29 protein-coding genes, 1 tRNA gene and 1 pseudogene are annotated in these 25,274 nt (G+C 48.2%); 16 read left to right on the top strand and 15 right to left on the bottom strand.

The annotated features are described in order from the left end of the window. The first annotated feature begins 71 nt into the window (after window positions 1-71). The 8 genes from H6797_04145 to H6797_04110 all read left to right on the top strand — a co-directional run bounded on the left by H6797_04145 (window position 72) and on the right by H6797_04110 (window position 6,920). Entirely contained in the window at window positions 72-1,139 is a 1,068-nt protein-coding gene (locus H6797_04145; GenBank protein USN96239.1) for a polyprenyl synthetase family protein, read from the top strand. After that, the gene (locus H6797_04140; protein ID USN96238.1) at window positions 1,139-1,969 is read left to right on the top strand and encodes a phytoene/squalene synthase family protein; all 831 of its coding nucleotides are present in this window, start codon (window positions 1,139-1,141) and stop codon (window positions 1,967-1,969) included. Before H6797_04145 ends, H6797_04140 begins: the two co-directional genes overlap by 1 nt. Beyond that, window positions 1,966-3,492 (top strand): phytoene desaturase, encoded by a 1,527-nt coding sequence (crtI, locus tag H6797_04135; GenBank protein USN96237.1) that lies wholly within the window; start codon window positions 1,966-1,968, stop codon window positions 3,490-3,492. The genes H6797_04140 and crtI overlap by 4 nt, the downstream gene beginning before the upstream one ends. Beyond that, a complete protein-coding gene (locus tag H6797_04130; protein ID USN96236.1) occupies window positions 3,489-3,806 on the top strand; it encodes a lycopene cyclase domain-containing protein in 318 nt (105 codons plus the stop codon). Before crtI ends, H6797_04130 begins: the two co-directional genes overlap by 4 nt. Then, window positions 3,791-4,081 carry a lycopene cyclase domain-containing protein gene (locus H6797_04125; GenBank protein USN96235.1) on the top strand — a complete coding sequence of 97 codons (291 nt, stop codon included), beginning with the start codon at window positions 3,791-3,793 and terminating at the stop codon, window positions 4,079-4,081. The genes H6797_04130 and H6797_04125 overlap by 16 nt, the downstream gene beginning before the upstream one ends. Further along, window positions 4,074-4,934 (top strand): prenyltransferase, encoded by an 861-nt coding sequence (locus H6797_04120; GenBank protein USN96234.1) that lies wholly within the window; start codon window positions 4,074-4,076, stop codon window positions 4,932-4,934. Before H6797_04125 ends, H6797_04120 begins: the two co-directional genes overlap by 8 nt. A 72-nt stretch (window positions 4,935-5,006) precedes the next feature. Beyond that, window positions 5,007-5,393: a hypothetical protein gene (locus H6797_04115; GenBank protein USN96233.1), complete on the top strand. Its 387-nt coding sequence runs from the start codon at window positions 5,007-5,009 to the stop codon at window positions 5,391-5,393. 177 nt (window positions 5,394-5,570) lie between these two features. Beyond that, complete coding sequence (locus H6797_04110; protein USN96232.1) at window positions 5,571-6,920, top strand: PE-PPE domain-containing protein; 1,350 nt, start codon at window positions 5,571-5,573, stop codon at window positions 6,918-6,920. A gap of 68 nt (window positions 6,921-6,988) precedes the next feature. Here the strand turns inward: H6797_04110 and H6797_04105 are convergent, their stop codons facing one another. From H6797_04105 to H6797_04095, 3 genes are all read right to left on the bottom strand, one after another. Beyond that, window positions 6,989-7,426, bottom strand: a complete 438-nt coding sequence (locus H6797_04105; protein ID USN96231.1) for a PAS domain-containing protein — start codon at window positions 7,424-7,426, stop codon at window positions 6,989-6,991. Window positions 7,427-7,588: 162 nt separating this feature from the next. After that, window positions 7,589-8,875 (bottom strand): PE-PPE domain-containing protein, encoded by a 1,287-nt coding sequence (locus H6797_04100; protein ID USN96230.1) that lies wholly within the window; start codon window positions 8,873-8,875, stop codon window positions 7,589-7,591. Between the two features lie 187 nt (window positions 8,876-9,062). After that, on the bottom strand, window positions 9,063-9,335 hold the full coding sequence (locus H6797_04095) for a rhodanese-like domain-containing protein (GenBank protein USN96229.1): 273 nt from the start codon (window positions 9,333-9,335) through the stop codon (window positions 9,063-9,065). Window positions 9,336-9,503: 168 nt separating this feature from the next. Between H6797_04095 and H6797_04090 the strand changes: the two genes are divergently transcribed. Further along, on the top strand, window positions 9,504-9,746 hold the full coding sequence (locus tag H6797_04090; protein USN96228.1) for a hypothetical protein: 243 nt from the start codon (window positions 9,504-9,506) through the stop codon (window positions 9,744-9,746). 133 nt (window positions 9,747-9,879) lie between these two features. Continuing rightward, on the top strand, window positions 9,880-10,218 hold the full coding sequence (locus tag H6797_04085; GenBank protein ID USN96227.1) for a hypothetical protein: 339 nt from the start codon (window positions 9,880-9,882) through the stop codon (window positions 10,216-10,218). Between the two features lie 631 nt (window positions 10,219-10,849). On the opposite strand, the gene H6797_04080 is transcribed toward H6797_04085, so the two are convergent. From H6797_04080 to H6797_04055, 6 genes are read right to left on the bottom strand one after another with little or no spacing between them, the layout of a single operon-like run. Beyond that, window positions 10,850-11,161 (bottom strand): hypothetical protein, encoded by a 312-nt coding sequence (locus tag H6797_04080; GenBank protein USN96226.1) that lies wholly within the window; start codon window positions 11,159-11,161, stop codon window positions 10,850-10,852. 9 nt (window positions 11,162-11,170) lie between these two features. Then, window positions 11,171-11,485, bottom strand: a complete 315-nt coding sequence (locus H6797_04075; protein USN96225.1) for a hypothetical protein — start codon at window positions 11,483-11,485, stop codon at window positions 11,171-11,173. Then, window positions 11,485-11,862 (bottom strand): KTSC domain-containing protein, encoded by a 378-nt coding sequence (locus tag H6797_04070; GenBank protein ID USN96224.1) that lies wholly within the window; start codon window positions 11,860-11,862, stop codon window positions 11,485-11,487. The genes H6797_04075 and H6797_04070 overlap by 1 nt, the downstream gene beginning before the upstream one ends. Next, the gene (locus tag H6797_04065) at window positions 11,859-12,677 is read right to left on the bottom strand and encodes a DUF2569 family protein (GenBank protein ID USN96223.1); all 819 of its coding nucleotides are present in this window, start codon (window positions 12,675-12,677) and stop codon (window positions 11,859-11,861) included. The genes H6797_04070 and H6797_04065 overlap by 4 nt, the downstream gene beginning before the upstream one ends. Next, on the bottom strand, window positions 12,677-13,351 hold the full coding sequence (locus tag H6797_04060) for a hypothetical protein (protein ID USN96222.1): 675 nt from the start codon (window positions 13,349-13,351) through the stop codon (window positions 12,677-12,679). Before H6797_04060 ends, H6797_04065 begins: the two co-directional genes overlap by 1 nt. A gap of 6 nt (window positions 13,352-13,357) precedes the next feature. Next, window positions 13,358-13,903: a DUF4190 domain-containing protein gene (locus tag H6797_04055; protein ID USN96221.1), complete on the bottom strand. Its 546-nt coding sequence runs from the start codon at window positions 13,901-13,903 to the stop codon at window positions 13,358-13,360. A gap of 32 nt (window positions 13,904-13,935) precedes the next feature. On the opposite strand from H6797_04055, the gene H6797_04050 reads away from it, so the two are divergent. The 3 genes and pseudogenes from H6797_04050 to H6797_04040 all read left to right on the top strand — a co-directional run bounded on the left by H6797_04050 (window position 13,936) and on the right by H6797_04040 (window position 16,243). After that, window positions 13,936-14,085, top strand: a complete 150-nt coding sequence (locus H6797_04050; GenBank protein USN96220.1) for a hypothetical protein — start codon at window positions 13,936-13,938, stop codon at window positions 14,083-14,085. Between the two features lie 544 nt (window positions 14,086-14,629). Next, window positions 14,630-15,100 (top strand): annotated as a pseudogene (locus H6797_04045) (recombinase family protein). A 423-nt stretch (window positions 15,101-15,523) separates the two neighbouring features. After that, window positions 15,524-16,243, top strand: a complete 720-nt coding sequence (locus H6797_04040) for a hypothetical protein (GenBank protein ID USN97108.1) — start codon at window positions 15,524-15,526, stop codon at window positions 16,241-16,243. Here the strand turns inward: H6797_04040 and H6797_04035 are convergent. Continuing rightward, a tRNA-Glu gene (locus H6797_04035) sits at window positions 16,203-16,277 on the bottom strand. The two genes, H6797_04040 and H6797_04035, sit on opposite strands and share 41 nt — an antisense overlap. 364 nt (window positions 16,278-16,641) lie before the next feature. Between H6797_04035 and H6797_04030 the strand changes: the two genes are divergently transcribed. Then, entirely contained in the window at window positions 16,642-17,277 is a 636-nt protein-coding gene (locus H6797_04030) for a hypothetical protein (GenBank protein ID USN96219.1), read from the top strand. 109 nt (window positions 17,278-17,386) lie between these two features. Beyond that, the gene (locus H6797_04025; GenBank protein USN96218.1) at window positions 17,387-18,055 is read left to right on the top strand and encodes a hypothetical protein; all 669 of its coding nucleotides are present in this window, start codon (window positions 17,387-17,389) and stop codon (window positions 18,053-18,055) included. Between the two features lie 34 nt (window positions 18,056-18,089). Here H6797_04025 and H6797_04020 read toward each other — a convergent pair whose 3' ends face one another. The 5 genes from H6797_04020 to H6797_04000 form a co-directional block, all read right to left on the bottom strand. Then, entirely contained in the window at window positions 18,090-18,464 is a 375-nt protein-coding gene (locus tag H6797_04020; GenBank protein ID USN96217.1) for a response regulator, read from the bottom strand. Window positions 18,465-18,512: 48 nt separating this feature from the next. Then, on the bottom strand, window positions 18,513-20,060 hold the full coding sequence (locus tag H6797_04015) for a HAMP domain-containing histidine kinase (protein USN96216.1): 1,548 nt from the start codon (window positions 20,058-20,060) through the stop codon (window positions 18,513-18,515). Then, a complete protein-coding gene (locus tag H6797_04010) occupies window positions 20,042-21,145 on the bottom strand; it encodes a DUF3048 domain-containing protein (protein USN96215.1) in 1,104 nt (367 codons plus the stop codon). Before H6797_04010 ends, H6797_04015 begins: the two co-directional genes overlap by 19 nt. A 131-nt stretch (window positions 21,146-21,276) precedes the next feature. Continuing rightward, window positions 21,277-22,701, bottom strand: a complete 1,425-nt coding sequence (locus H6797_04005; protein ID USN96214.1) for a glutamate--tRNA ligase — start codon at window positions 22,699-22,701, stop codon at window positions 21,277-21,279. A gap of 28 nt (window positions 22,702-22,729) precedes the next feature. Continuing rightward, window positions 22,730-23,698 carry a hypothetical protein gene (locus H6797_04000; GenBank protein ID USN96213.1) on the bottom strand — a complete coding sequence of 323 codons (969 nt, stop codon included), beginning with the start codon at window positions 23,696-23,698 and terminating at the stop codon, window positions 22,730-22,732. A 111-nt stretch (window positions 23,699-23,809) separates the two neighbouring features. Here H6797_04000 and H6797_03995 point away from each other — a divergent pair, with 111 nt between their 5' ends. Further along, a complete protein-coding gene (locus tag H6797_03995; GenBank protein USN96212.1) occupies window positions 23,810-25,267 on the top strand; it encodes a PEGA domain-containing protein in 1,458 nt (485 codons plus the stop codon). Window positions 25,268-25,274: the final 7 nt, after the last annotated feature.

Here is a 25,274-nt window from a genome sequence, read left to right as displayed (position 1 = left end):
TCCCCTAGCGATGCAAAAAATTTAAGAAAGCATACAGATTGAACTGAGAAAATACTATATAATGTATAGAAATGGCACAAACCCAGCACCGGACTAGTACCGTTAACTCTGTAAACCAGACTTTATATGGCTTTTTTGAACGTTCTATTGATTACGCTGCGCGTATAGACCCGTCGTACAAACGCTTGTGGGAAACCCTGTATAAACTGATTCGCTCGGGTGGTAAACGCCTTCGACCGCGCATGACGATGCTTGCCTACGAGGCATTTGGCGGCAAGGACGTAGAAAAAATGATTCCCATTGCCGCGGCACAAGAGCTATTGCATTTTAGCCTACTTGTACACGACGATATTATCGATCGCGATTATACGCGCTACGGCACGGCGAATGTCGCAGGTGTCTACAAAAATGTATATGCGGAGTATGCAAAAACTCCTGATGATTTGGTGCACTTTTCGCATAGTGCGGCGCTGCTGGGTGGCGACCTGATGATATCGGGCGCACATCAGATGATCGCTTCGAGTATGCTGAGCGACAAAGACAAGATCATAGCGCAAGGTTTTTTGGCTCATAGTATTTTTGAGGTTGCTGGTGGCGAATTGCTCGATACCGAGCTGAGCTTTATGCCCTATCGCGAAGGAGACGCGCTCAAGGTCGCGCGTTACAAAACTGCCGGCTATTCGTTTGTTGCGCCACTACTTGCCGGTGCGACACTTGCTGGTATTAACGAAAAACAGAGAGAGGCGCTCTACGAATATGCTCTTTCACTTGGTGTTGCGTTTCAGCTGGTTGATGATTTACTGGGAGTATTTGGCGATGAAGCAAAGACTGGTAAGTCGACGTTGAGCGACATACGCGAAGGCAAAATGACCTACATGGTCGAGCGAGCACTAGCGGCCATGAGCGATGATGAAAAGAAAGAATTTGAGCAGTGGTTTGGCAACCGTGACGCAACCGACGCGGGTGTTGCGGCTGTATATAATTTGCTTGAATCTACTGGTGCCAAACAAGCGACGATTGATCTTGCAAACGAATATGCCGAGACTGCGCGCAAGGCCATTGCTGATATGCAGATAAGCGCCGAATATGTAAATGAATTTGAAAAACTTGTGGCAAAAGTGACGGAGCGTTCGCACTGATGGAGTTGTACGACGACGTTGCGTACGAAAACAGTAAGCACCTGACACTGAGGTATTCGACATCTTTTGGTATGAGTAGCAGGTTGTTTCCGCAGGCTATGCAAAAGCATATATATGCGATTTACGGGCTGGTGCGAATCGCCGATGAAATCGTCGATACTTACAAAGGAGCGGACGCCGCGACACTGCTAGACGACCTAGAAGCAACGACATATGCGTCGATACAGTCTGGCTATAGTACTAATCCTGTGGTACATGCCTTTGCCCGAACTGCAGCGCTGTATAATATCGACAAGTCGTTGATTGGTCCGTTTTTTGCGAGTATGCGCATGGACTTACACCCGCAAACATACGTGCCAGAAAACTATCAAAAGTACATACATGGTTCTGCCGAAGTGGTCGGGCTGATGTGCTTGAAAGTTTTTTTAGACGGCGACAAGGAGCGGTACGATGCGCTTCGCGATGGCGCGGCGGCGCTAGGCTCGGCGTATCAAAAGGTTAATTTTTTGCGTGACATGGCGGCTGATTATAAAGAGCTGGGGCGACTGTATTTTCCGGGTGTTAGCTACGAAGAATTTGACGACACAGCAAAGCAAGCGATTGTCGACGATATCAAACAAGACTTTGCCAAAGCCCTCCCTGCCCTGCAGCAGTTGCCTGTGACGAGTCGTCGAGCAACGATGATGAGCTATGTGTATTATGCGGAGTTGCTCAAGAAGCTTGAGAATACTCCGGCGGACGTGATCAAGACTACTCGCATACGATTGCCTTCTCGCCGCAAGCTGACATTGATGGTACGTACGTTGCTACGCGAGGGTGTAAAACGATGACAAAAGTTGTGATAGTCGGAGCGGGTATTGGCGGCTTGGCAACGGCGAATATGCTGGCCAAGGCCGGCTACGATGTGACCGTGTATGAAAAGAACGACCAAGCTGGCGGACGTGCGGGCATGATGGAAATAGATGGCTTTCGTTTTGACACTGGCCCGTCGTGGTATTTGATGCCGGAAGTTTTTGAGCATTATTTTGAATTGTTTGGCAAATCAGTTGCGAATGAGCTCGACCTTGTACGACTGTCGCCGGCATATAAAGTGTTTTTTGAAAACGAATCGCCAGTCATGGTGACGAGCGACGAAGAGCGAGACGCCCTAACATTTGAGGCTATAGAGCCAGGAGCCGGCGAAAAGCTGCGTCGCTATGTGTCGCGTGGTGATGATATTTATAGGCTATCGCTCAAGCACTTTTTGTATACGAACTTTTCGTCGCCGCGTGATTTTGCCAAGTTTGATGTGGTGAAGCGCGGCCATCTGATGACCAAGCTGGCATTTACGTCGATAGACAAATACGTGAGTAGATACGTGACCGACCAGCGGCTACGACAGATTTTAGAATACCCTATGGTGTTTCTTGGTTCGTCGCCGTTTGCCGCACCTGCAATTTACAGTCTCATGAGTGCGCTCGATTTTCGCGAGGGCGTGTATTACCCGAAAGGCGGATTGTATACGATCATTGAAAGCATGGTGAAACTGGGCCATGAACTTGGCGTGAAATACCACTACAAGACGCCGGTACAGCATATCGATACCAAGCATGGGCGCACGACTGGCGTGACGCTACAAGATGGAACTCGCGTGAGCGCGGATATTGTCATATCAAACGCGGACTTGCATTTTACGGAAACAAAATTGCTCGACAAGCCTGACCGCTCCTACCCTGCGTCGTATTGGGACAAGCGTGAGGCCGGGCCTAGCGCCTTGCTGATGTACTTGGGGGTCAAAGGTGAACTGCCACAAATGGAGCACCACAACTTGTTTTTCGTTGAAGATTGGAAAGACAATTTTGACAGTATATTTGAAACCAAGAAACTTCCTTGGCCGGCGTCTGTATACGTGTGCAAACCAAGTGCGAGCGACACGACTGTCGCGCCGAAAGGTTCCGAAAACGTATTTGTGCTTGTGCCACTACCAGCCGGACTGTCGTTGACCGACAAAGAGTTGAAGACGGCTGCCGACAAGTATCTTGAAATGATTGAGCAAAAAATGGGTGTCGAAAATCTTCGTGAGCGCGTGGTGGTAAAGGAACTTTTCGGTCCGAATGATTTTGTGACCAAGTACAACGCATGGCAAGGGACGGCCCTGGGACCTTCGCACTTGCTGCGCCAGAGCGCGATGTTTCGCACGCCAAATGTCAGCAAAAAGGTCAAAGGCCTCTACTATGTGGGAGGTTCGACAACTCCCGGTATTGGTTTGCCGATGTGCTTGATTGGCGCTGAGTTGGTATACAAACGACTAGCTGGCGACAAGCGCGGTGGCCCGATAAAAAGTATCAAAAAAATAGTGAAAGATAGATCATGATTCAATTCAGCTATTTGGTATTTTTGCTGGTCGGCATTTGTGGCATGGCAGTGATTGATTGGCGCTACGAATTGGCGTATTGGCATGATCGAAAACGGACGCTGCAGACACTCGCGATAGCCGTAGCGATATTTGTCGTGTGGGATCTTTTGGGAATAGCACTCGGTATATTTTTCCATGGTGGCAGTCAGCTGACACTTCCGCTCCGTTTGCTTCCTGAATTTCCTGTCGAAGAATTGTTTTTCCTGACGTTGCTTTGCTATAGTGCGCTTGTTGTTTACCAGGGGGTACGAAAAAAATGGCCACATATGTAGTTTTGAACTTGGTTGTTATGGCTCTGGTGCTTACCATTGCGCGAGTACGTTTGAGCAAATTGTCTCGTGCCGTTGTTGCCACTATGGTTGTGTTGCTGGTGTTGACGGCGGTATTTGACAACGCGATTGTGGGCTTGTCGATTGTTGACTATGATCCGCACAAGATACTTGGGTTGCGGATTGGCGTCGCACCGATAGAGGATTTTATGTATGCACTTTTGGCGGCAATTATAGTACCGACGATTTGGCATAAATTAGGAGAAAAACATGTTTGATGCACTTAAAAAATTGTTTGTAATTTCACGTCCGATTTCGTGGCCGAATACGGCCTACCCATTTGCAGCGGCGTATGTGGTAACTGGCGGTACTCTCGACATAACGTTTTGGGTGGCGACGCTCTTTTTCTTGATCCCTTACAATTTGTTGATGTATGGCGTAAACGATGTGTTTGACTATGAGTCTGACATGCGCAATCCGCGCAAAGGAGGCATAGAAGGCGCACGTGAGCAAAAAGCGTTTCATCCGACGATTCTGTGGTCCTCGACGTTGAGTACGTTGCCTTTTGTCGTGTGGCTGTTTGCGACGGGCACGGTAGTTTCAAATGCGGTTCTTGTGGCGCTGGTCTTTTTTGTACTTGCTTACTCGATGGCCGGACTTCGTTTCAAAGAAATACCTGTGCTTGATTCGGTAACGAGTAGCATTCATTTTGTCGGTCCTATGGTGTATGCCATGGTACTGACGGGCTTTAAACCCGAGTACATACCCTTTGTCGTAGCTTTCTTTTTATGGGGCGTGGCTAGCCATGCGCTTGGTGCAGTGCAAGACATCATACCTGATCGCGAAGGTAAATTGGCCTCGGTTGCTACGGTTTTTGGCGCACGAGCTACGACGCGTATAGTGTTTGGTTTATACCTTGCAAGCAGTGCCATAATGATGACGTTAGGCTTGTTGCCAGCGATTGTAGGAGCGACAGGGCTTTTATATGCAGCGAATGTTGCGCCTTATTTGCACGTTACGGACAAAACGTCAGGAATGGTAAATAAGGCATGGCGACGGTTTATCTGGCTCAATCTCATTACGGGTTTCGTGGTAACGATGGTTCTTATCGTCAATGCTAGGCTACTGTAGATTTATTTTTTCACAAAATATGTTATAATAAATAAGTCGAAAGAGAGCACCTTACAGAAGGAGAAATCAGTGGTGGATAACACCGCAGAGCCCCGCGTGACATTGACGAACACCGGTGTAAACGTACATCCGAGAACGATGGCCGCTCACCTACTCGGCTTGATTGAGCCGCTTATCGAACTCATGGAGTACTTCAAGCGTCACGAGCAGGCATATGGCGTTAACTTTGATGAGCAGCGCCAGCAAGCGGAAGACTTGATCATCGAGGAGGCGAACTTCCTGTACGCGCCGGATGTTGAGAAGTTTGAAGCACTCGATAACAAATGGAGTGCTTGGGCTGATCGGCTTTTTGAGCGACTGCAGGACGCTGCCTTGGATCTCGATTTTTCCGACGAGAAACGACGACTCGATAGTTTCGTGGATGCACGAACTGCCGAGCGCGCTCGTTATTTCATGTAGCCCCGTATTTACTAGCCCCAAAAAGGCCTCGTAAATGCGGGGCCTTTCATATCACTTGATTTACTTTTTATCATTTTTATGCTATAATAATATTAATTCGAGCTTTGTACGAAAGTATACGTTTGAATGTTCCCCCACCCGTTGTAGCGACGGGTATGACAAATCGGAAGGTGGAGTATGACGCTATCGCGAATGCGTTCGGGGCTCATGGGAGCTCTGGTGACGCTAGCAATATGGTGCAGTATGGCTGCACTTAAAGCCGTATCGGCCATCGTGCTGACAGCTGTTGTTGTCATGGTGCCGGGTACTAGACCTGGTGATGTTCCCGCTGAAATTGATGCAAAATCGACTGCAGTATTGCAACAGGAGTTGCAGGGATGGGTTCACGCCCAAGCAGTAGATGGTTGGGTCACAGACCAGTATCCTCGATCCATGGGAGCGTTTACCGGCAGTGGTGATCCGCTGTTTGCAGTATCAACTGCTATCGGTAATGCAAATCTGAACTGTCTCATCGACGCGAGCGTCGATTTGGGCGTTGTCGGGTTTGGTTATTCTCAAGGAGCAACAGTTGTTAATCTGTGGCTGAACGATCATGCAAATGGTAAAGATCCGAGTGCCCCTGCTGCGAATGATGTGTCGTTTGTCTTGATTGGGAATCCTAATCGGCCAAACGGTGGGTTGTTAGCCAGAGTCCCCGGGATTTACATCCCAGTGATCGGTGTGCCATTTAGCGGTGCGACGCCCGAAAGCCAGTACAAGGTGACGGACGTTGTGCGTCAGTATGACTTGTTTGCGGACTTTCCTGTAGACCCGCTAAATGTATTTGCGATGTTGAACATAATCGCAGATGCAGGTGCAATTCATGGTGATTACCTGAACGTTGACGTTAACAGCCCAGAGAATTGGGTTGAGACTAGCGGCAACACGACGTATATCATGGAGCCGGCAAAGTCGTTGCCTCTGCTTCAACCGCTTCGCAATATTGCAGCGTTAATGGGTCGTACTCAGACACCGTTAATTGATGCGATGGAACCAGTACTGAAGTACTTCGTGGAGCTCGGTTACGACCGAACAAATCAAGGTACGCCGACGACATTCCAGCCGGGATCGTCGATTCAGCGCTTTTTCCAGACGTTGCCGCAGTTTGCGGATTCGGTCAAGCAGGGTGTGAATACCTTGCAAACCGAGTTGCATCCGTCGACAGCTTTACCGAGTTCAACGACGAATAGTGGTAGCACGGTAAGCGATCGGCCGACTAGTAATAGTCAGCCCGATAACACGCCTTCTACTAGCACGCAACTGAAGCCACGTAGGCCGAGGATGACAAGTGTTGATAGAAACGTTGCTCTCGTGTCGAACGACAATAAGCGGTCGGCAGGCAGTCAATGGAAGCCGGGTGATGGTTTGAAGCATGCTCTGAACCGAAGCAATGCGGTGGCTCACCGTAACACGCAAGTTTCTGGTGCGAGTGCTTCGTCTTCAGTCAAGCATTCGTCGTCACGACGCGCGTCACGTAGCGGTTCCTGATCCGATTTAATCAAAAGCCCCGTTCGTACAGTATCGCCCTCATGGGTGACTGTACGGGCGGGGCTCTTTCATTTGGCCGACTTACTACTTTTTTGCCGAGTTGCTATAGGCAAGGTTTCGTCTAATACTTCTATGGCAATTCCGGCGAGTGCTACGTTGCCTTCTTTGTCGCGAGCGACGATTTTTCCGCGGTCAAAAAAACGGCGATAAGTGCCGTCTTTTGCTTTGATGCGATATGACGCTTCGTATCGACCTGACTTGCCTTGCAAGTGATTACGCATGGCCTGCATCGTTTTGTCGTAATCATCTTTGTGTATGCGGTCCGTAAATGATGAATAGTGTGCAAATCTATCTGCGTCTTGCTCGCTGAAGCCGAGCATTTTAACTTTGTTTGGGTGAAAAAAGACAACTCCGCTTGGAAATTCCATGACCCACCATGCCATATCGCTCGCACCGATTGCGTCGTTGAGTAGTGTCAGTTCGTCGACGTTTTCATAGAAGAGCATATACCTATATTGTACAACCTGACTATAGTAAATTGGAGTACTTTACCATAACTGTGAAAAAAATAACAATCTATGATATAGCAAAATAAAGAACCCCGCTTCACTACATCCATGGCTTGGACGCATTGAGCGGGGTTGCTTCAATCGAAAGTTTAGATGGACTTAGCTTCTGCCAGCCCTAGCTTTGCCGACGGAAGAATGTCGACGATTGGTTGGCTGTGGGCGATTCGTTCTATGGCTTGCTGAAACGGCTTTTTTCACGCCATCTCCCGGTTTGAACGAACTGACAGATTTGACGGAAGTTGGTTTGCCCGTAACGTTAGGTTGGCTGGGCACAGTCAAGCCTGTTGTTGAGCGAATCTTTTGCGTTCCGATTGCTGTCAGACTCTTAACTTCTCGCACTGTTCCCTTCACCGTGTCGCTCGTGTTGGCGACGGGATGCGAGAGGAACTGATGAATACTGGCGGGAATCGTGTTGAGTCCTTCCATGATTGCATCAGGCGACTTTTTCAAAGCCGTGACGATGTTGCGTAGCGGTATGAAAAGTCGTGCCGATTCCGGAAGCCCTGGGTTTGACCGCGGATCATTGTTGTCGTAACCTGCGTCTACCCATACTCTCAGAAGCGGTTCAATGACGTTCGCAACTCCACCCCACCCTGCGTCGTACAACGGACGAAGTAACGGCAGGTGCTCTGGCATGATGAGGTAATACGTCGTATTGCCCACTACGGATGTTGATACGTCTACGTTTGGATCGAATACATTTGGCGGTGTGCCATGCTCGTACGTGATACCCATAATGGCGTTTACTGTTGAGAGCAAATCGAGCGGATACCGCGGAAAGTTCGAAAAGCCGTCGTAGGCATTTCCTACATCGTAGGTTACAAATTGATCGTTTGGCGTCGGTCCGTTGAACGTGATGTTCAAGCCTGGAATATGTAGTCCCGGGAAACGAGACAACATGCCGCCGTTGGGGCGATCAGGGTTGGCAATTAGTATCATCATGAACGTGTCTGCCGGTAGCGACTGGTCCGGTGGCAGGCTGTCGTAGTATTTCTTTACTTCAGTGAATACAACAGCACCCTGCGAGCCAGTCAGTAGCGCAACTTTATGCCCGTCCTGCACATCGGCGTTGATCAAGGCAATAGCACTCGACGTACCACTTTTTACTGATTCGTCGAGAGTGTCAGTACCGGGTCCTGTTGCTGGCCACAGGCCAGCTGGATACTCGATAAATTGCACTTCTCTACCGTCATTGATTTGACCGAAGTAGGGTTTCGCCTTTTCGTATGCTATACGACCGGTCGGGTCGAATGTCGGTCCCATATAGGCGACGACGTCCGCACTGATCTGCGGTATTGCTATCACGGCATTCGCCGAAAAGGCACCGAAGACTGCGGCGAGAATACTCAGTAGTCCTACTAATAATGCACAAAACAAACGTTTCATAGCATTCCTGTCTCTCGATTGAATTGTGACGTGTGTTTAAAAACACAGACTATTCACACGCGGTTGGATTACCGAGATTGAATATATTTATATTATACAATTTTTATAAAGAGTTGTAAAAGTCTCATAAATAATATCAGGGTGCTCGCATGATGTGAGCACCCTGATTTAACCGCTGACTATTGATCTAACGGACGATTTCGAGATCGTATTTTGTAGCGACTTGTTGAGCGTTAATGCCATTTTTGAGATTTGTGAAACCTTGTGAACGTAGCACGTGCATAGAGGCGTTAGAGCGACTGCCGGACATGCAGTACAGTACGATTTCGGCATTCTTTTCAACTCCGGCCAGATCACTGGCTCCGGCCATGATTTTGGCTGGCGGTATATTGAGTGCGCCAGCTACGTGCCCGCGGGCGTATTCGCTTGGTTCGCGAACATCGACGATTATTGGATTCATAGTTCCTCCTGTGCGTAATTAATATACTAAGTATAGTAAACTTCTGAAAAAAATGCAAAAGACTTTGCCGCTGGTCGGTCATTCTGGGCATTGACAAAGTTGCAATTTTATATGAAACTATTAGTAGCTGTTGATGTCCAACAGAGCGATACCTTAAAGGGGTGAAACGTGTCGGTGCTGCTGTCACTGGCTGTAATGACGCTATTGTTACTCGTGCTGTCGAAGCAACGATATGGTCGCGTTTGGTGGTCATTTTCATTGCCGCTCATTGTCATGGTGGTGACATACATCGTGAATGCGCCCGTGTTGGTGCGCGCTTCATGGTATGTAGTATCGCTTGTGACGGTAGTGGTCATCAGGTGGCTTGCCGCGTGGCGACGTGGTATTAAGAACAAACGCAAGCAAAGCTGAGCACTGTAATTCGTAGAATCGGATTGCAGTCTCGGCTTTTTTATTGCAAATTATTGCTTTTTGCTGTACAAATAGGGGCACACGGTGGGGTGTTGTACCTCACATCCACAGAACACTCGTCAAAGGAGACGACATGGATGCTGTAATTCATAATATTTTGTCGATGGGCACAATTCCGCCGATCCTCCTGCTGTATGCGGTAGTAGTGGTTCCGCTAGCTGTTTTAACGGTACTTTGGCGCGATGAGTCAGAATTGCTGACGAAAAGTTTCGGAGCTACCCTATTCGTTGCCTCCGCAGTACCGGCAGTTATATACCTGTTGTTGAATGGGCACGATGTTGCTTGGCGGTATGAAGATATTCTGCCTGCACAGGTTGCTTACCCGGTTCTAGTTACACTTGCAGTGTTGAGCGTAGCGGCTGTGGTATTCAGTGTCACTGACAAACGTAAACGGCGTCACACAGAGCAGTGAACGATTGGATCGTGTGTACACACCTTTGTACGGGTACTGGATGGCTTTAGGGCTCATCGGTATGCGTGTTCTGTTAGCCGGCCGGTGTCGTGGTTTTGCAAAAGCAAACTACGGCTCCGGCTTTTTAATTTGTGGATTTATGAGGGCGATGAAAGGATGATATAACTTACCGGGACATCGCTCCGATTTCTTATAGAAATCTCCGCTCCTTCGCTCACTCGCTCAAGAAAATGCCTTCGGCGCTTTCTTTCGTTTCGTTCACTACGCCGAACCCGGATTCGCGCGATGCTGAGAGCATCTCGCATCCGGGTTCAATTCCGCGCGTAAGGTCACCAAGAAAAAAACCCGTCTTATGACGGGTGCTTTTCTTGGTGCGATTTTACGCCGAAGTCCGAACCGATTTCCGAGAAAATCCCTAAGCTCAGCCCCGACGCCTGCGGGCGCACGCGCCCGCTCGCCCCACCAGAAAAACCCTTTGCCTATTTTTTTATTTTTCCCCGCCGAATTTCTTTTTTGAAACTGAAAAGGGTGTTTTCTGGTGGTTCGACTGCCATAAATGGCAGAGGCGTCGAGGCTTCGCTCAGGCGGCGAAGCCGCCATGTGTCGCTTAAGCGACACATAAACCCCTCGTCTAATAACAATTAGTTGACGAATAACCGTAGCCATAATCATAGCTACTACAGTGAGTCGGAGAGTAGCTGTTTGAGCCATTGCGACCATCCATACCATCACGCCCATCTTGACCGTCTGCACCCTTTAATTCGTCTTTGTGTGATTGTACATAGTTATTGATTTGAAGCGGTGTATTGAAATATACTAACGCCGAAAAACCAGCACTAGCCACGCTAATGACAATAGCGATAATCGCCAGAACAGCGACCCAAGTCTGTCGCTTTGGTTCGTGATGTTTTGTTTTATGTGCGCTGTCTTTCGGTAAATTCATTTTATCTCCTTAAAACCCTAGCCAAAATCCCTCGGTATCATCGGGTATATTCTTATACTCTATAAACCTTTTGCAATCGTCCTCTTTTTCGCTCCGCTCAAAAATGAAATAGTCACTTTTAACGTCGCCTGTTTTACCGCGTTGCACTCGAGCTTCGCAAATCAAGTTCTTGCGGTCGGTTTCTTCTTCCTGTGCGAGCCTTGCGCTTTCCTTTGCCTCGTAATGTTGGCTAGTGTAGTAAAAGCCTGCGTAGCTGCCACCAGCTAACGCGGCGGCAATCAAGCCGATGAGTAAAAACTTGTTGATCGAAATATTATTTTTCATCAGTCATAACTCGGTACAGGATTTACACGACAATCAAAATTGCCTTTGATGTCGTCTTGGTAGGCAGAATAAAGCGAGCTTGAAGATGAAAAGTTGCGCCATGCGCTGCTTGGCATACCGCAATAGTGATAATATGTGCCATTCAACTTTATAACCATATATTCATTGTTACCGTCGTACCATGCACCTTTAACAGTTGAGTCTGATTTATTGAGAGGTTCAAAGTTACTTGCTGAAATATTTACTTTGTCATCACGATATTTGATTTTGACGTAGCCAGAACTAGGTGAGAAAAAGAGGAAATACAGAATCGTGCCGCCAATAAGTATTGCAAGCCCGATATAAATCCATGAATAGTTTTCTTTGTGCTGCGTCATTTCGTGAGCGTCCTTTTGACTCGCTTTGAAACGCAGAGATATATTATCCATACAATAGCCCAACCTACGCTAGCGTCACCCCTTTGGGGGTCAAGTCCAGATATCTGGGACATTAGATTTGCATACCACATATAATCGATGAAGTATATCAGTATTGATAGCGAGAGTAGAATAATACCGACCCAGCGAGCTAATCGCTTCCACTTAAACAGTAAGTATAGTAGCCAAGCAGATAGAGAAGCCATCGCAAACGAAGCAAGCATTAAGAAAGTATAGTAAGGACCAAGTAAGCTGGCTGCAAAGTCATCAGCTGTATTACCTAGGTTGCCTAAATTATAAAATCCAAAACCTACAGCCACTAAGTGAAGAACTACGGCTAAGATAATGCCGACGGTAAAAAGCGCCAACCAACCTTCAAGCCCAATTTTTTGTTCGCGTCGCTGTTCTTTCGTAATTTTATCGGGATTTACAGTTTTTGTAACATGAGAGTCGCCAAGTGATAATCGCTGTTTGATTTTTTCTGCTTTTGCATATGTTTCGCCGCGCGTATCTATGGCTTGATTGATAAAATCTAGTGCGTCATCGTCATGACCGTTAAAATAATGAACTAACGCCTGCAATTCGTAGAGCTTGTATCTTGCTGTGCCAATTTCTTCGCTAAATTGATATTTTTCAGCCAGAGAATCGAGTCGTTTTTGCACTTGAGCAAGTAACGCCTTGTCTTTCTCGCCAGATGTCGCGTCTTTGAGGTTCGCCTCGACGACTTTAATTTGATCTATATACGTTTGACGAGTTTTTGAGTGTGGAAGTTGCATTATTCTAAATCTCCCCAAGTTCGTTTATTGTCGTCTGTCTGTTCAATATCTATGACATCTCCATCTTCGTGTCGAGTCGCTTGTTTCTCGGCACGAGTAAGCGCGTAAGTGAAAAGCAATTGCATAACCAGAGATATTACAAGGATTACAACAAGCACAGGAAATGCCTGACCAAGTGTCATGCCAAATATGCCAATGCAAACCATCAATGCGAGAACACCAAGCGCAAGAAAGAATGTTGTCATACCTGTTGAGGTGTTATCTTGTTCTTTTGAAGCCATATATTGCCACGGCGCAAGAACTACCGCATAAAGCCACAGTAGACTTGCCCAAAGTGGCGCAGATTGAGAACTCAAGGCAATATCCGCAACGTAGTATGTAGATACCGCAATAAGTCCATAGGTGTATGCAATCCCAAGCAAGCCAAAGATGAAAAACAGCACGTATTTGCGCTTTTCAGCAAATGCTGCCGCTGGTGCGGCAAAAAGTAAGCTAGGCATAAGAAATAGACCGATAATCATTGCACCAAACATCATGTAGAGTAAGCCGCCTATGAATAATGACCACTCACCGGCAACCATGAGCCAAATACCCCCGATGATACCGCCTAAAACGTTTAGCAGAAGAATAGGTATGCTGAGTGTTGTAATAAGTCCGGTGAAAAATCGTTCCATCGTATTCTATGACCCCTGACAGTACTCTGAGCCGTTTTCTAGGAGCACTGTTATTGCATATGCACGACCTGAGGCTGTTCCATCGCAGTTCGCACCTTTTTTGTAAATAGCCGTGTCGGTTGTCGGCGTGCCTTCGCTTTCAACTGATATAAGAGTTAGGTCGGTAATATATTGGCTTAAATCAACAGCACTATCTGGCATTTGTCCACGATTATTTGACGAATATGTAGCAACCGCACTAGACGCTATGCTTACATCATTTTTGCGTGCTGTGTCACGTTGATTTTTTTGTAGAGCTGGAAGTGCTACGAAAGTCATGACGGACACGATAATAGCTAAAACCACTCCGACACTTCCCGTAACAATTCCTGAAATTGCCTTCTTGCGACCCTTCGTTTTGACAGAAATTACACCAAGAATAATCGCTATAACTCCAAGAGCTATGCTGATATACGGCACTAGGCAAGTAATAATTGCCAGAATACCAAGAACTAACGATGCTATCGCAAGCCCCTGACTCTCCGATTGTTCCATTTTACTATTTTCTGTCATGTCGCTGGTCTCCTATTGCTATACTTTGTTGAATGGATGTAGCGAACCAAAAAGCCCGCCACGAGCGGCAGCCCGAGAGCTACCCACTGCCGTTTCCAGCAATGACAACAAAGAGAAGTACTCATGACGAGCTGTTTCTCTTTGTTGATTTGACGACCATGCCAAACTTGCGTTTGGTTTAGGTCTAGCATAAATGCTTGTCATGATTGTACTATTTACACCGTATTTTTGCTAGGCAATAGATGCAGATAATCGCCACCACCAGAAAACACCCTTTTCAGTTTCAAAAAAGAAATTCGGCGGGGAAAAATAAAAAAATAGGCAAAGGGTTTTTCTGGTGGGGCGAGCGGGCGCGTGCGCCCGCAGGCGTCGGGGCTGAGCTTAGGGATTTTCTCGGAAATCGGTTCGGACTTCGGCGTAAAATCGCACCAAATCGGAACTAAAACGGAAACGGTCGCCCTGTCGGGCGGCTTTTTCGGTGGCGGCGCGGAGCGCCTGCCAGCGGTTTTTCTGGGGGGAGGTAAGAAATTGCCATGCCTACGGCATGGTTCTTTTTGTTAGTCGGCATAGCCGACACGCTCCGCGTCCGTAGCGTGGTATACTGATAAATGGAAAACAATTCAAGGCATATGCTATTTTTGTAGGCTTAAACGGCTACTTCGCAACTATTTGGCGTATGCTGAATTGTTTTCCAAGCGGAGTAGCCTTTTAAGTTGGGAGGGTTGTATGTTACCTATCGCGCAAAAACTTATATATTTTTTGTATGTCCGCAAGAGTACGGACGTAGAAGATAAACAGGTATTGTCCATTGCGGCGCAGATTACCGAACTCAAAGAGTTTGCTGATCGTATGGACGTACATATTATCGAGACGGTTATAGAAAAACAAACAGCGAAAAAGCCAGGGCGTCCGAAGTTTAACAAAATGCTAGAACGCATAGAGGCTGGCGAGGCTAACGGGATTTTAGCGTGGATGCCTGACCGACTTTCTCGTAATAGTATAGATAGCGGCAAGATTATTTACATGCTCGATGAGTATGTGCTGATTGACTTAAAGTTTCCGCACTTTTGGTTCGAGAACACGCCACAAGGCAAATATATGCTTGCCAATGAGTTTAACGCCTCTAAACAGTATGTCGATAACCTATCGCTCAATACCAAACGAGGCTTGCGGCAAATGGTACGCGACGGACGCTACCCACGAGGCGCACCGCTCGGTTACTATAACGACCTGCGAACAAAAACCATAAAGATTGACCGCAAGACTGCGCCGATCGTGCAGGGGGCGTTCGAGCTGTATGCTCGCGGTGATAAACGATTAGACGAAATCGCCGACTTTCTGTATGCCAATGGCATACAAACAAAACAAGGCATGATACGTGGCAAAAAGACCACAGGAGGCAAACCCCACTCGCGCACTCGCGTAACGCGTATGCTATCAAATCCGTTTTACTATGGACATTTTCTGTATCTTGGCGAAGTCCATGAGGGCAAGCATACGGGTATTATCTCAAAACGGCTATTCGACAAGGTGCAAGCTGTCTTACACCAGCGCGGCAAACCAACCAGAAAAGCCAACAACCCCCAGCCACTGTGCGGCTCGGTGTATTGCTCGTGCGGTATGATGTTTACCGCAGAAACACGCATAAAGCGGCAGAAAAACGGTAATGTACATGTCTATACCTACTACCGCTGTACTCGCAAGAGCAAAACAGTAGCTTGCCGAGAGCCGCACATCAGAGCCGAGGAGCTGGACAAGCAAGTGTCTGTATTACTACAGAGCTACGCTATGCCCACCGCGTGGGCGGACAAGCTGCGCGACCTGATACGTGAGGACGAAGCCAAAGAGCAGACCCAATATGCGACCGTAACTAAAGCCTTGCAAGCTAGTATCGCGCAGCTGTCCGAAAAGTTGCAGCGTCTGCTTGATAGTTACCTAGACGGCGACGTGGAGCGCGAACTATACCAAGCCAAGCGAGCCGAAATACTGGGCGAAAAGAAACTTTTGCAGGAGCAAATCGAGCAAACGGCACTTGGCGTTTCGACGTGGGTCGAACCGATGAAACAATGGATAGAAACTGCCGTTTCTATCTGTAAAATTGCAAAAAGTGATGACTTACTAGCGAAAAAGTCGCTCTTACTCGAAATCTTCGGGTCGAACCTACAAATGCGACAAAAAGAAGTCGTCATAAATGACGACCAATTTCTTATCCCCCCCCTGAAAAACCGCTGGCAGGCGCTCCGCGCCGCCACCGAAAAAGCCGCCCGACAGGGCGACCGTTTCCGTTTTAGTTCCGATTTGGTGACCTTACCGGGAATCGAACCCGGATTGCCAGGATGAGAACCTGATGTCCTAACCGTTAGACGATAAGGCCGCATTTCGAGCGATGAGCGGCAAAAATTAGCTTGCTCATTTTTGCGCTCTTCCGAGGAATGCTAGGTCTTATATGGTCCGAAGGATTCATATAAGGCCGCATAATTCGGATTGCGTCCAGCCTACTTTACCAAAATTAACAGAGGTTGTCCAGATGCAGTGAGTTGAAACAAGGATGGGACTAGGCTATAATTCGGCCCACTATCCGTCACGGATTGCACCTTAGGAGAAACAATGGGGATTGAAAACCCGATACGCAGACGTCATGTGCAGCCGAATAAGCCCATACCGAAGCACGTACCGACACCATCGCCCGCTCCCGCCCCTGCTACACCCGCCAAAGAGCCTGAAAAGACTCCCGCATAATGAGTGAATTGCATGTCGTTGGAGGCGTTTCCACTGATTGGATAATCGGCTGGAAAACTGCCAACGTAGCCTTGGCTTCTGATTTACGTACGCTAAGGTTTAGTCCTGCTGCAATAAGTAGCTCTGCGTACGGCGTTGACGCACTCGCATCGTGTCGTATGTTTGGAGACATACACACGGCACCGCATGATTCATGCAAGTGTGGGTTTAACTCATGGAATGAATACGACACAGCCGTGAGTTATATGAAATTTCATCAAGCAATGCGCGTTGGCTATGCCTTTCGCTACTACCCGCGAAGTGTTTTTCGGCTAAGCCTTGCATTATTGCGGGTTGGCATGTACGACGAGGTGGTCGAGGGTACGCTCGATGCTGGAACTGGCTGGGAAAAATGGGGCTTCAGGGCTTCAAGGCAGCTGGTTTCAGACGTATTCTTTGATGGTAAGTGTGCCGCTTGTAACGCAAAGGCTCGATATGTTTGCGCTACGGCAAAAACGAGAATAAACGACGAGGAACTATATCCACTCGCGACATTCTGTGCGAAGCACGCCGCATATGGGCACTACATCCTGCAACTCCCGGCATTGTCGCGGCATAACGACATCGGAATATACCGGGAACTACCCTCTGAGTAGAGAATGCTATAAAGCGTTCTCAAAAGGAGGGATTTTCTTTGGCGTTGACAAGTTTCCGCAGGCAAATCATAGTAATAACGTCCAGGTGGATTGAACCTTAGGAGTAACGTTGGGTGATGCATATTCGCGCGCTGCGGACGGAAGTAAAATCCATGTCGTGGATGGCGTTTCGACGAATTGGGTCATAGGCTGGAAGGGTGCATATGCCTCGGTGGCGCCGGATCTCAGAACTTTGAGATTTAAGCCACTGATCGTAAATGCTGGAATATATGGCGTGAATGACAAGGCTGTATGTTTCGGTCATCGGCCTAAACATAAAGTGCCTGGAAATCTCTGTCGATGTGGTTTTAACGCATGGGACAATGATGACTTGGCGATGCGGTACATCGGTATGTATCATGAATCTGACATTAGAAACATGCAGAGCATTGGGACTATGCCGAGGTACGGTTGGCTCAGAAGCATGGTTCTGCTGCGAGTCGGCATGCATGGCGATGTCATAGAAGGCACGCTTGACGCTGGCAAGGGCTGGGACAAGTGGGGTTATAGGGCTTCAGACCAGCGTGTGGCGGACGTGTTTTTTGATGACTGTTGTGCTGCTTGTGGCGCCAAGGCGAAATATCTATGCGCCATGTCTAAAGAGCACGTGCATAGTGATGCTTTACTGCCGTTGCGGTCATTTTGCGCACAGCATTCTCGGTACGGCCAGTACGTCCTCCAGAAAGCCAGTTTGTCCGAACGTAACCACGTCGACATTCACTGGGGACCCCCCTCTTAGTAAGGAGCGCTATAAGCGCACTTGAAAAGAGGGGTTATTTTTCTAGATTTGCGATAACATCGAGAAGCTTGCGCGGAGTGATTTCGGCTTTAATGAGATAACCGTCGGCATTCTGCTCCATAGCGGTACGTGATTCTTCGTCTTGTTCGAAGTTAGTGAGGACGATAATCTTGGTATCTGGAATCAGGTTCTCTTTGCCCCTGAGAGATTCTAGGATTTCATTGCCGCGACGCTCTGGGAGCATGACGTCAAGTAAGATGAGGTCATATGGTTTGTTCCGCGCGGCTATCAGGCCATCATTACCACCGACCATCCAGTCAACTTCATAGCCAGCCTTTTTGAGACTGCGGACGTACATCTCACCGATGAATCGGTCATCTTCGATTACGAGAATTTTCTTAATTGCCATTGTCATTATCCTAATATAAATTGCATATTTTATCTATAGAGTTAGCAGCTAGTTTCTGTACATAGAGTGATTTTTAATCCAGCCACCGCCTTTATCGATTAATATTTTGTTGTTGTTTGCTTCGGACTTAATTTTATCTGCAACGGTGTCGTAAATCGGCAGCGTAAAGGTAAAGGTGGCACCTTCGTTCTCGACGCTACGTGCCGTAATGGTGCCGCCGTGTGAAGACACGATTGCACGGCAGATATACAGACCGATTCCTGTACCTGCGACGGTCTCGCGACTACGATGCGAGCGATAGAATTTATGAAAGAGGTTTTGTATGACGTTTGACGGCATACCGATGCCACGGTCGATGACGGATATTTCTATGAATCCTGGTATGGCATGAGCGGTGACGTGGACGAGGCTTCCTTCGTTGCTGTATTTGATGGCGTTGTCGATCAAATTGCCGAGAACTTCACCAATTGCGTTAGCGTCAGCCGCGACCGTGGGCAATGATTCCGGAAGATCCGTGACTAGTATGCGGTTTTGCGCCGAGGCGCGCATTTGCATGTCGTCGGAAATCAAATCGTAGATATGACGAACGGATTCTTCGGTTAGATGTAGCTTAAGGTGGCGTCGGTCATAGCGCGAGGCATTCAGAATGTTGTTTATGTAGCTTGTTAGCCGGTTAGAGGCGACAATGAGGCGCTGCATTAGTTCTTCTTGATCGTCTTCCATTTTGGGGCCTAGCTCTTCATTTATGACGTCTAGGTAGCCACGTATGACCGTGATTGGCCCGCGCAACTCGTGTGCAGCGAACGATATAAAGTCGAGGTCATCTTCTTCGGGCATATACTCTTTGGTTCGTTCGAACATTGTGAGCACCGTTTCGGCGGCGTTGTCCTTGTGATAGCTTACGACTAAGTCGAAAATACGTCGGCCTTTTTCGCCGGGTAACTTGTCGGACACACGGGTCCAGGTGCGTTCTGCCGTAAGTTTGTTTTTAGTTTCATTGTCTAACCAGTCGGTTAGCGAGTCGTGGTCAGGAAAGATTAAATCAAGAACGTCGCGCTCTTTCGTGTCGACACGCACAGGCGCGTGACGGTTGTGATACACAACCTCACGGTCGCTGTTTAAAATGACGATGCCGGTTGAAGTGCTGTCTAGGCCGTCCTTGATGAAAGTGTCGACGGTTTCGACAGGTTTAACGGGTGCGTCCTCTTGTGACGCCATCTCGTAGACGGTTTGAAGGATTTCTCTGAAGCCGTCGTTGTCGTACTCGTACTTGTTAGGATTGGGCGGCGTCTCGGCGGAGGGTTCGCCTGCCGCAAGCACAATTGCATAGACGAGGTCGCGGAACGGTGCCCCGAGCACGATAGCCAATAATAGTGTTGCTGAGTTCATGAGAATTGACGACAGGAGCGCAGCTGCAAAGAACCAATAAAAATTAAGATGCATGGCACCTGTCAGCTGTAAGGTCAGCATAATCACCAATATGGCGCTCGATTGAGCGGCTGTGATGATAATATATGCTCGGTTGCGATACTTTGGCCAATAGTCACGCATAAGAGGTTTATTTATAGGGTCGGGTTTTACTTCGTGAGTTTCCATGTCACTCCTCCCCCTTCATTTGCTGGTACTGCAGAAATCCACGTTTGTCCGCGATTGAGCGGAATGTCCTTGCCTGACGCATCGGTGAATCGAATTTGGCTACCACGGTCTTTTTTGTGCCAATATGCTTCAGTTTCGGTGCCATTTTGAAATATATGCGCTTTGCCAATGCCTTTTGTCGTGATTTGTTCGCGATATCCGTCTTGCAGCACCGTTTGTTCCTGTACGTCCATGACAATGACGACTGCCGGCTTGATTTTGCCCTTTTCGCGGTCTAGGTGCGGTGCTCCGTTTTGGTAACGGACGTATGAATTAGTCGTCTTGTCGTAAGCGTAGTGGCTGTTGTAGAGCGGCCCGCTGATGGTAACGTCTACACTGTTTGCGTCGATTTTACTAGCAGGTTTACCGTCTTGGCGTGGCCAGGCCGTAAAGGTGGACGTGGAGTACCCTCGCCTGCTGTTGAGTTGATCTAGTTTGGCGAAACTAGTGTAGACGTTGTGTGGTGCCCAGCGGTCGGTTGAGCGCCAGTAGTATGCGCTGTTGAAGAATTGGTCGATGTCGCGGTAGCTGCCGTTTCTGACCTCGCGAAGCGCATATAAGCTGCCGCCAACGTGTGCAATGGATGCTTGAAACGGCGCAAACCAGTCGATGTCATATAGGCGTAAACTGCGAACGGGTCCGATCATCTGCGGCTTTTCTTGCTGGTACAAAGCCAAGAAGCGCGTAATGCCGCCTTCGGCGATGGCTTCAAAGACAACGCCTGCTTGCTGGAGGCCGGACTGTGGTCGCGCGTTAAGGCTGTTTTCGATCATAACGCCGGTAACTACTTGTTGTGTCGACGCTTGGTCTGGCACCTTTTCACCGGTCAGCGGCGAGTAATAGATAGGTGCGGGCGTAGCCGTGGGTGTAGGTGTAGGATTGGCGTTTGGAGCGGCGACTTGCTTGGGAGATTGATACAGCACTGCAAAGACCGCCATTGCGGTTGCGAGCAATAGGCCACAAACAGCAATTGCTATGGTTGCTGCGTGGTGCTTGCCCATCCATTTATGGATACGATCCATAATTGACCTATGTAATGCATGCATAGCTTATGCTTATTGTAACAGATAGAGCCATCTTTTGTTCTTGCGATTCCAAGAACCAAGCTTAATGTACTTTGGTGCCCCAAAGTACCAAAAGTCGTTCTTTCTCGTATCGGCAGAGAAAGAACAAATTGTTAGTTTGCGTTATTAATAGCAGCTTGCAAGCGGCTAAGAGTCTTGTCTCTTCCCAAAACTTCCATAGTTTCAGGTAGCGCTGGGCTAAATGGCGCCCAGGTGATGGCAAAGCGAATAAGGCTAAACAACGTGCCAGGTTTTTCGCCAGTTTGTTCGAGTAGATTATTAAGCGTTTGTTGTAGTGCGTCGGCGGAAAAGTCAGACGATTCTAGCGCTACTTTAGCCTGCCCTAACAGTTCTACGAGTCGTTGTCGTTCAAACTTGGCAAGTTGTTTATTGCCTTCGATCATAGTCCAGTCGGGTGTTGGTTCGGTAAAGAAATAGCTGGTTAATGTCGGCAGGTCGCACAAAGTTTTCAGGCGGTCCTGCGCCAGGGCGAGTACGCGACGCTTGTATGCTTCGTCCGCACCGCTTGCCTCAGGTGACCAGAATTCAGTAACACGGTTCCACAAATCATCAAGTGATAGTTGACGGATAAATTGACCGTTCATCCAAAGCAGGCGCTTTTCGTCGAATCGCGCACCACTGTGTTGCACGCGGTCTAAGCTGAATTTGGTGATGAGCTCGTCTCGGGTGAAAACTTCTTGTTCGGTACCGTCGTTCCAGCCCAGTGTTGCGATGAAACTAAACAAAGTCTCTGGCAAGTAGCCATCTCGGATGTAATCGAGTACGTCCTTGGCTCCGTCTCGTTTAGAAAGTTTTTTATTGCCCTGTTCGTTCATGATATGTGGCATAGTGGCGAAGTATGGACGGTCCAAACCAAGTGCTTCGTACAGGTTCAGGTAATTCGGCATGCTGGAAATGAATTCCTGGCCGCGGATAACGTGCGTGATTTCCATCAGGGCATCGTCGATGATATGTGCGAAGTTGTACGTTGGGTAGCCGTCAGATTTAATCAGTATAAAATCGTCTATTACTTCGGGTCCCGCGGCGCGTTTTCCCATCACGAGGTCGTCCCATTGATAGCCCTTCGGGTCTGACTTGAACCGAAGTGGCGCCGAGCCGTCCCATGCTGGTGGGTTTTCTGGTCGATGATTGCGGTACAGAAACGGACGTTTCTCGGCTTGAGCTTGTTCGCGGAATTGTTGCACTTCCTCGGCTGTATAAGGGTCGGCATATGCTCTGCCCGCGTCTATGAGTTTTTGAGCCCATTCTTTATAGATATCAAGGCGTTCGCTCTGACGATACGGTCCGTGTGGACCACCTGTGTCTGGGCCTTCATCATAGTTCAAACCGAGTGCTTTTAGACTTTCGATGAGGTGCTCCGCCGAACCTTCGACTTCGCGGTTTTTGTCGGTATCTTCAAGTCGCAAGATAAATTGACCGCCAGCATGACGTGCAACTAACCACGCAAAGAGCGCGGTACGGATACCGCCGACGTGTAAATAGCCTGTAGGACTTGGGGCAAACCTTGTTCTTGTCATTTACAGTAGTATAACAGATTGCGAACTGCTAGAGCAGACTTGTAGCGATGTGACGAATCTGGCTGCTACTGAGAGGCGCATTGCCTTCGATGGTGTACAGGATGCCACCGTTGACCCATGCGGCGTTAGTTCCATAGGTGTAGATTGTCAGACCACGTTCGGTATACGGTACGTAGTTGCTGCCCGCTCGAGGTGTAATGTAGTTGTCGAGTACTGCGTTGGAGTCCCAACTACTCTTGCTTTGGTTGACTTTAAACGCAAGTGAACTACCGTTCGCCTTGAAGTTCATACTAACTTCGCCACTTGAATACGTAACCGGTCCGTTGAGGCTGTAGCCATCTGGACGGTACTCAGGATAATTTGCATCGATTCCCGCTTGGACTGCAGCGACACGGACGGACAGTGACGGCATATTTAGGTATGTAACGTACCCTGCGAGTAGAACGATTGCGAGCGTTGCGCTTAGTACGGCCATGACGCGTTGGCGTGGGCGTAACTTGCTTTTAAGCGAAGGGCGCTTGTGAGTGTTCGCGATGGCGTTTTTAATGGCTTCGTTCTTGATCTCACTAGCTGTCAGACTGCGAGCAAGTGGCTGCGCTTTGGCAGCGGATGCGGCGTGCGCTTTGGCAACATGCGGGTGTACGACAGGGCCGATGTCCATAGACTTCGGTTTTGGCTTTAGCGCGCCAACTGGGTGCGGTGCGAAGCGATGTATTTTCGCATGTTGTTGTGGACGAGCGATATCCATGTGTTTTACGGGTTTATGACCAGTAATGGCGTGCTTGGCGGGGACTGGCCTTTTGAGCGCCTGGCGACGCAACGTCATAGAACGTCGTGTTGTACTATGTAGCTTTTTCGCCGGTGTCTTTGCGCCAACGACATGAGATGAGCGGACCGATGAGTGATGAGGCGAAGTTTTTGACTCAGCAGATACAGGCAAGCCAGTCTTGGCGTCGTATTCCTGACCATCGATGCTGACTGTGGCGGCTTTCGTCATCGTATCCCCTTATGTATATATGTAATACTTATGTTAGGCGTCTATTAATAATTTTGCAAGAGTTATTATCATAATCGCATTAAGGGTGTCGTTTTGCTATACTAATTGCATATGTCACGACTCGTTTCTTCAGAGCGCAAAACATGGATGCGTACAGCCGTTTACACCTTTATGACGCTTTCTGTCACGGTAATCGTATCGCTTTTGATGCTGGTCGTCCTTGGCTACCAGTTCAATCAAAAAGATGGCAAGCTGGAACAAGGCGGCCTGCTTCAGTTTTATAGCATACCGACCGGCGCCCAGGTAACGCTGGACGAAATGAAGCTCGGATCACTAACGAATACTAAGACGACAGTAGATAGTGGAAATCATTTCGTTACGTTTAGTGACAATGGTTATAGAGTGTGGCAAAAATCAATAATGGTTAAACCTGGGCAAGTTGCTTGGCTATCGTATGCACGCTTAATCCCTCAAACCATTACTCCAGAGTCGCTGCAGACATATGCTGTGCTGACTAGCGCCTTAGCCTCTCCGGATCGCCACTATATGTTGCTTCATCAAGCTGCCGACCAACCGGCTTTTACGTTGGTTGATATCCAAAACGACACTCCGAAATACAGTACGTTAACGCTACCGGTAGGAAGTTATACGGCCCCATCGGCTGGCAAAAAGCAATCATTCGCCCTGGATAGCTGGAGCGGTGATAATCAAGTAGTACTCATTCGCCATACGTACGACAACAACAAAATGGAATGGCTTTTGTTAAATCGCAACTCGCCTGATCAATCTATCGATCTTAATACTACTTACGCAATATCACCATCAAGGATTGAGTTTGCTGGCGGCAACCACTCACTGTTGTTCGTGCAAAATGGCGATATAGTACAGCGAATTAATCTCGACGAGCAAACATTGTCACGTCCGCTCGTGACGAATGTTAGAGACTTTACGACGTATGACGACAAAACGATCGCCTACTCAACCAAAGTAGACGCTAAGTCTCAGATGTCGGTTGGCTACGCGGCAATTGACATACCTCAGCCGCAAACAATCGCCACCTACCCTGCTGATAAAAAGCCGCTTTTTGCCGCTTTGTCTCAATATTTTGGCCAATCCTATGTGGGAATCGTGCACGGAAACGATATGACGGTACTGACCGGTACGTTGCCGACACCAAACAACAAAGGTTCTCTAAAGCAGTATGGCGAGCATACTTTGCCGGATGGTACATGGAACTTAGAGGTTCGTGGTAGCGACAGATTCATCGTAGCAACACTACTAAACGGTTATGCGACGTATGATTTAGAGCTGCAAAAATACGACGAGACAACATGGAAGTATTCGGCTAAATCACAACGCCCGCTTCAGTGGTTGGATGATTTCATGCTTTGGTCGGATTATGGCGGGACGCTGCGTTTTTATGAATTTGACGGCGCAAATCAGCAGGATATTATGCCTGCTGCCGAGGGACTTGCTGTCAGCTTGAGTGTGAATGATAAATACGTCTACGACATAGCCAAGACTGACAAAGGCTACGTATTTCAACGAGCACGGCTTATATTGCCATAAGGTTTCG

It is taken from the genome of Candidatus Nomurabacteria bacterium (genome assembly GCA_023898645.1).
Taxonomy (GTDB): domain Bacteria; phylum Patescibacteriota; class Saccharimonadia; order Saccharimonadales; family Saccharimonadaceae; genus UBA2112.
The sequence above is the reverse complement of the archived record's forward strand: the minus strand, read 5'-3'. Positions and strand labels throughout refer to the sequence as shown.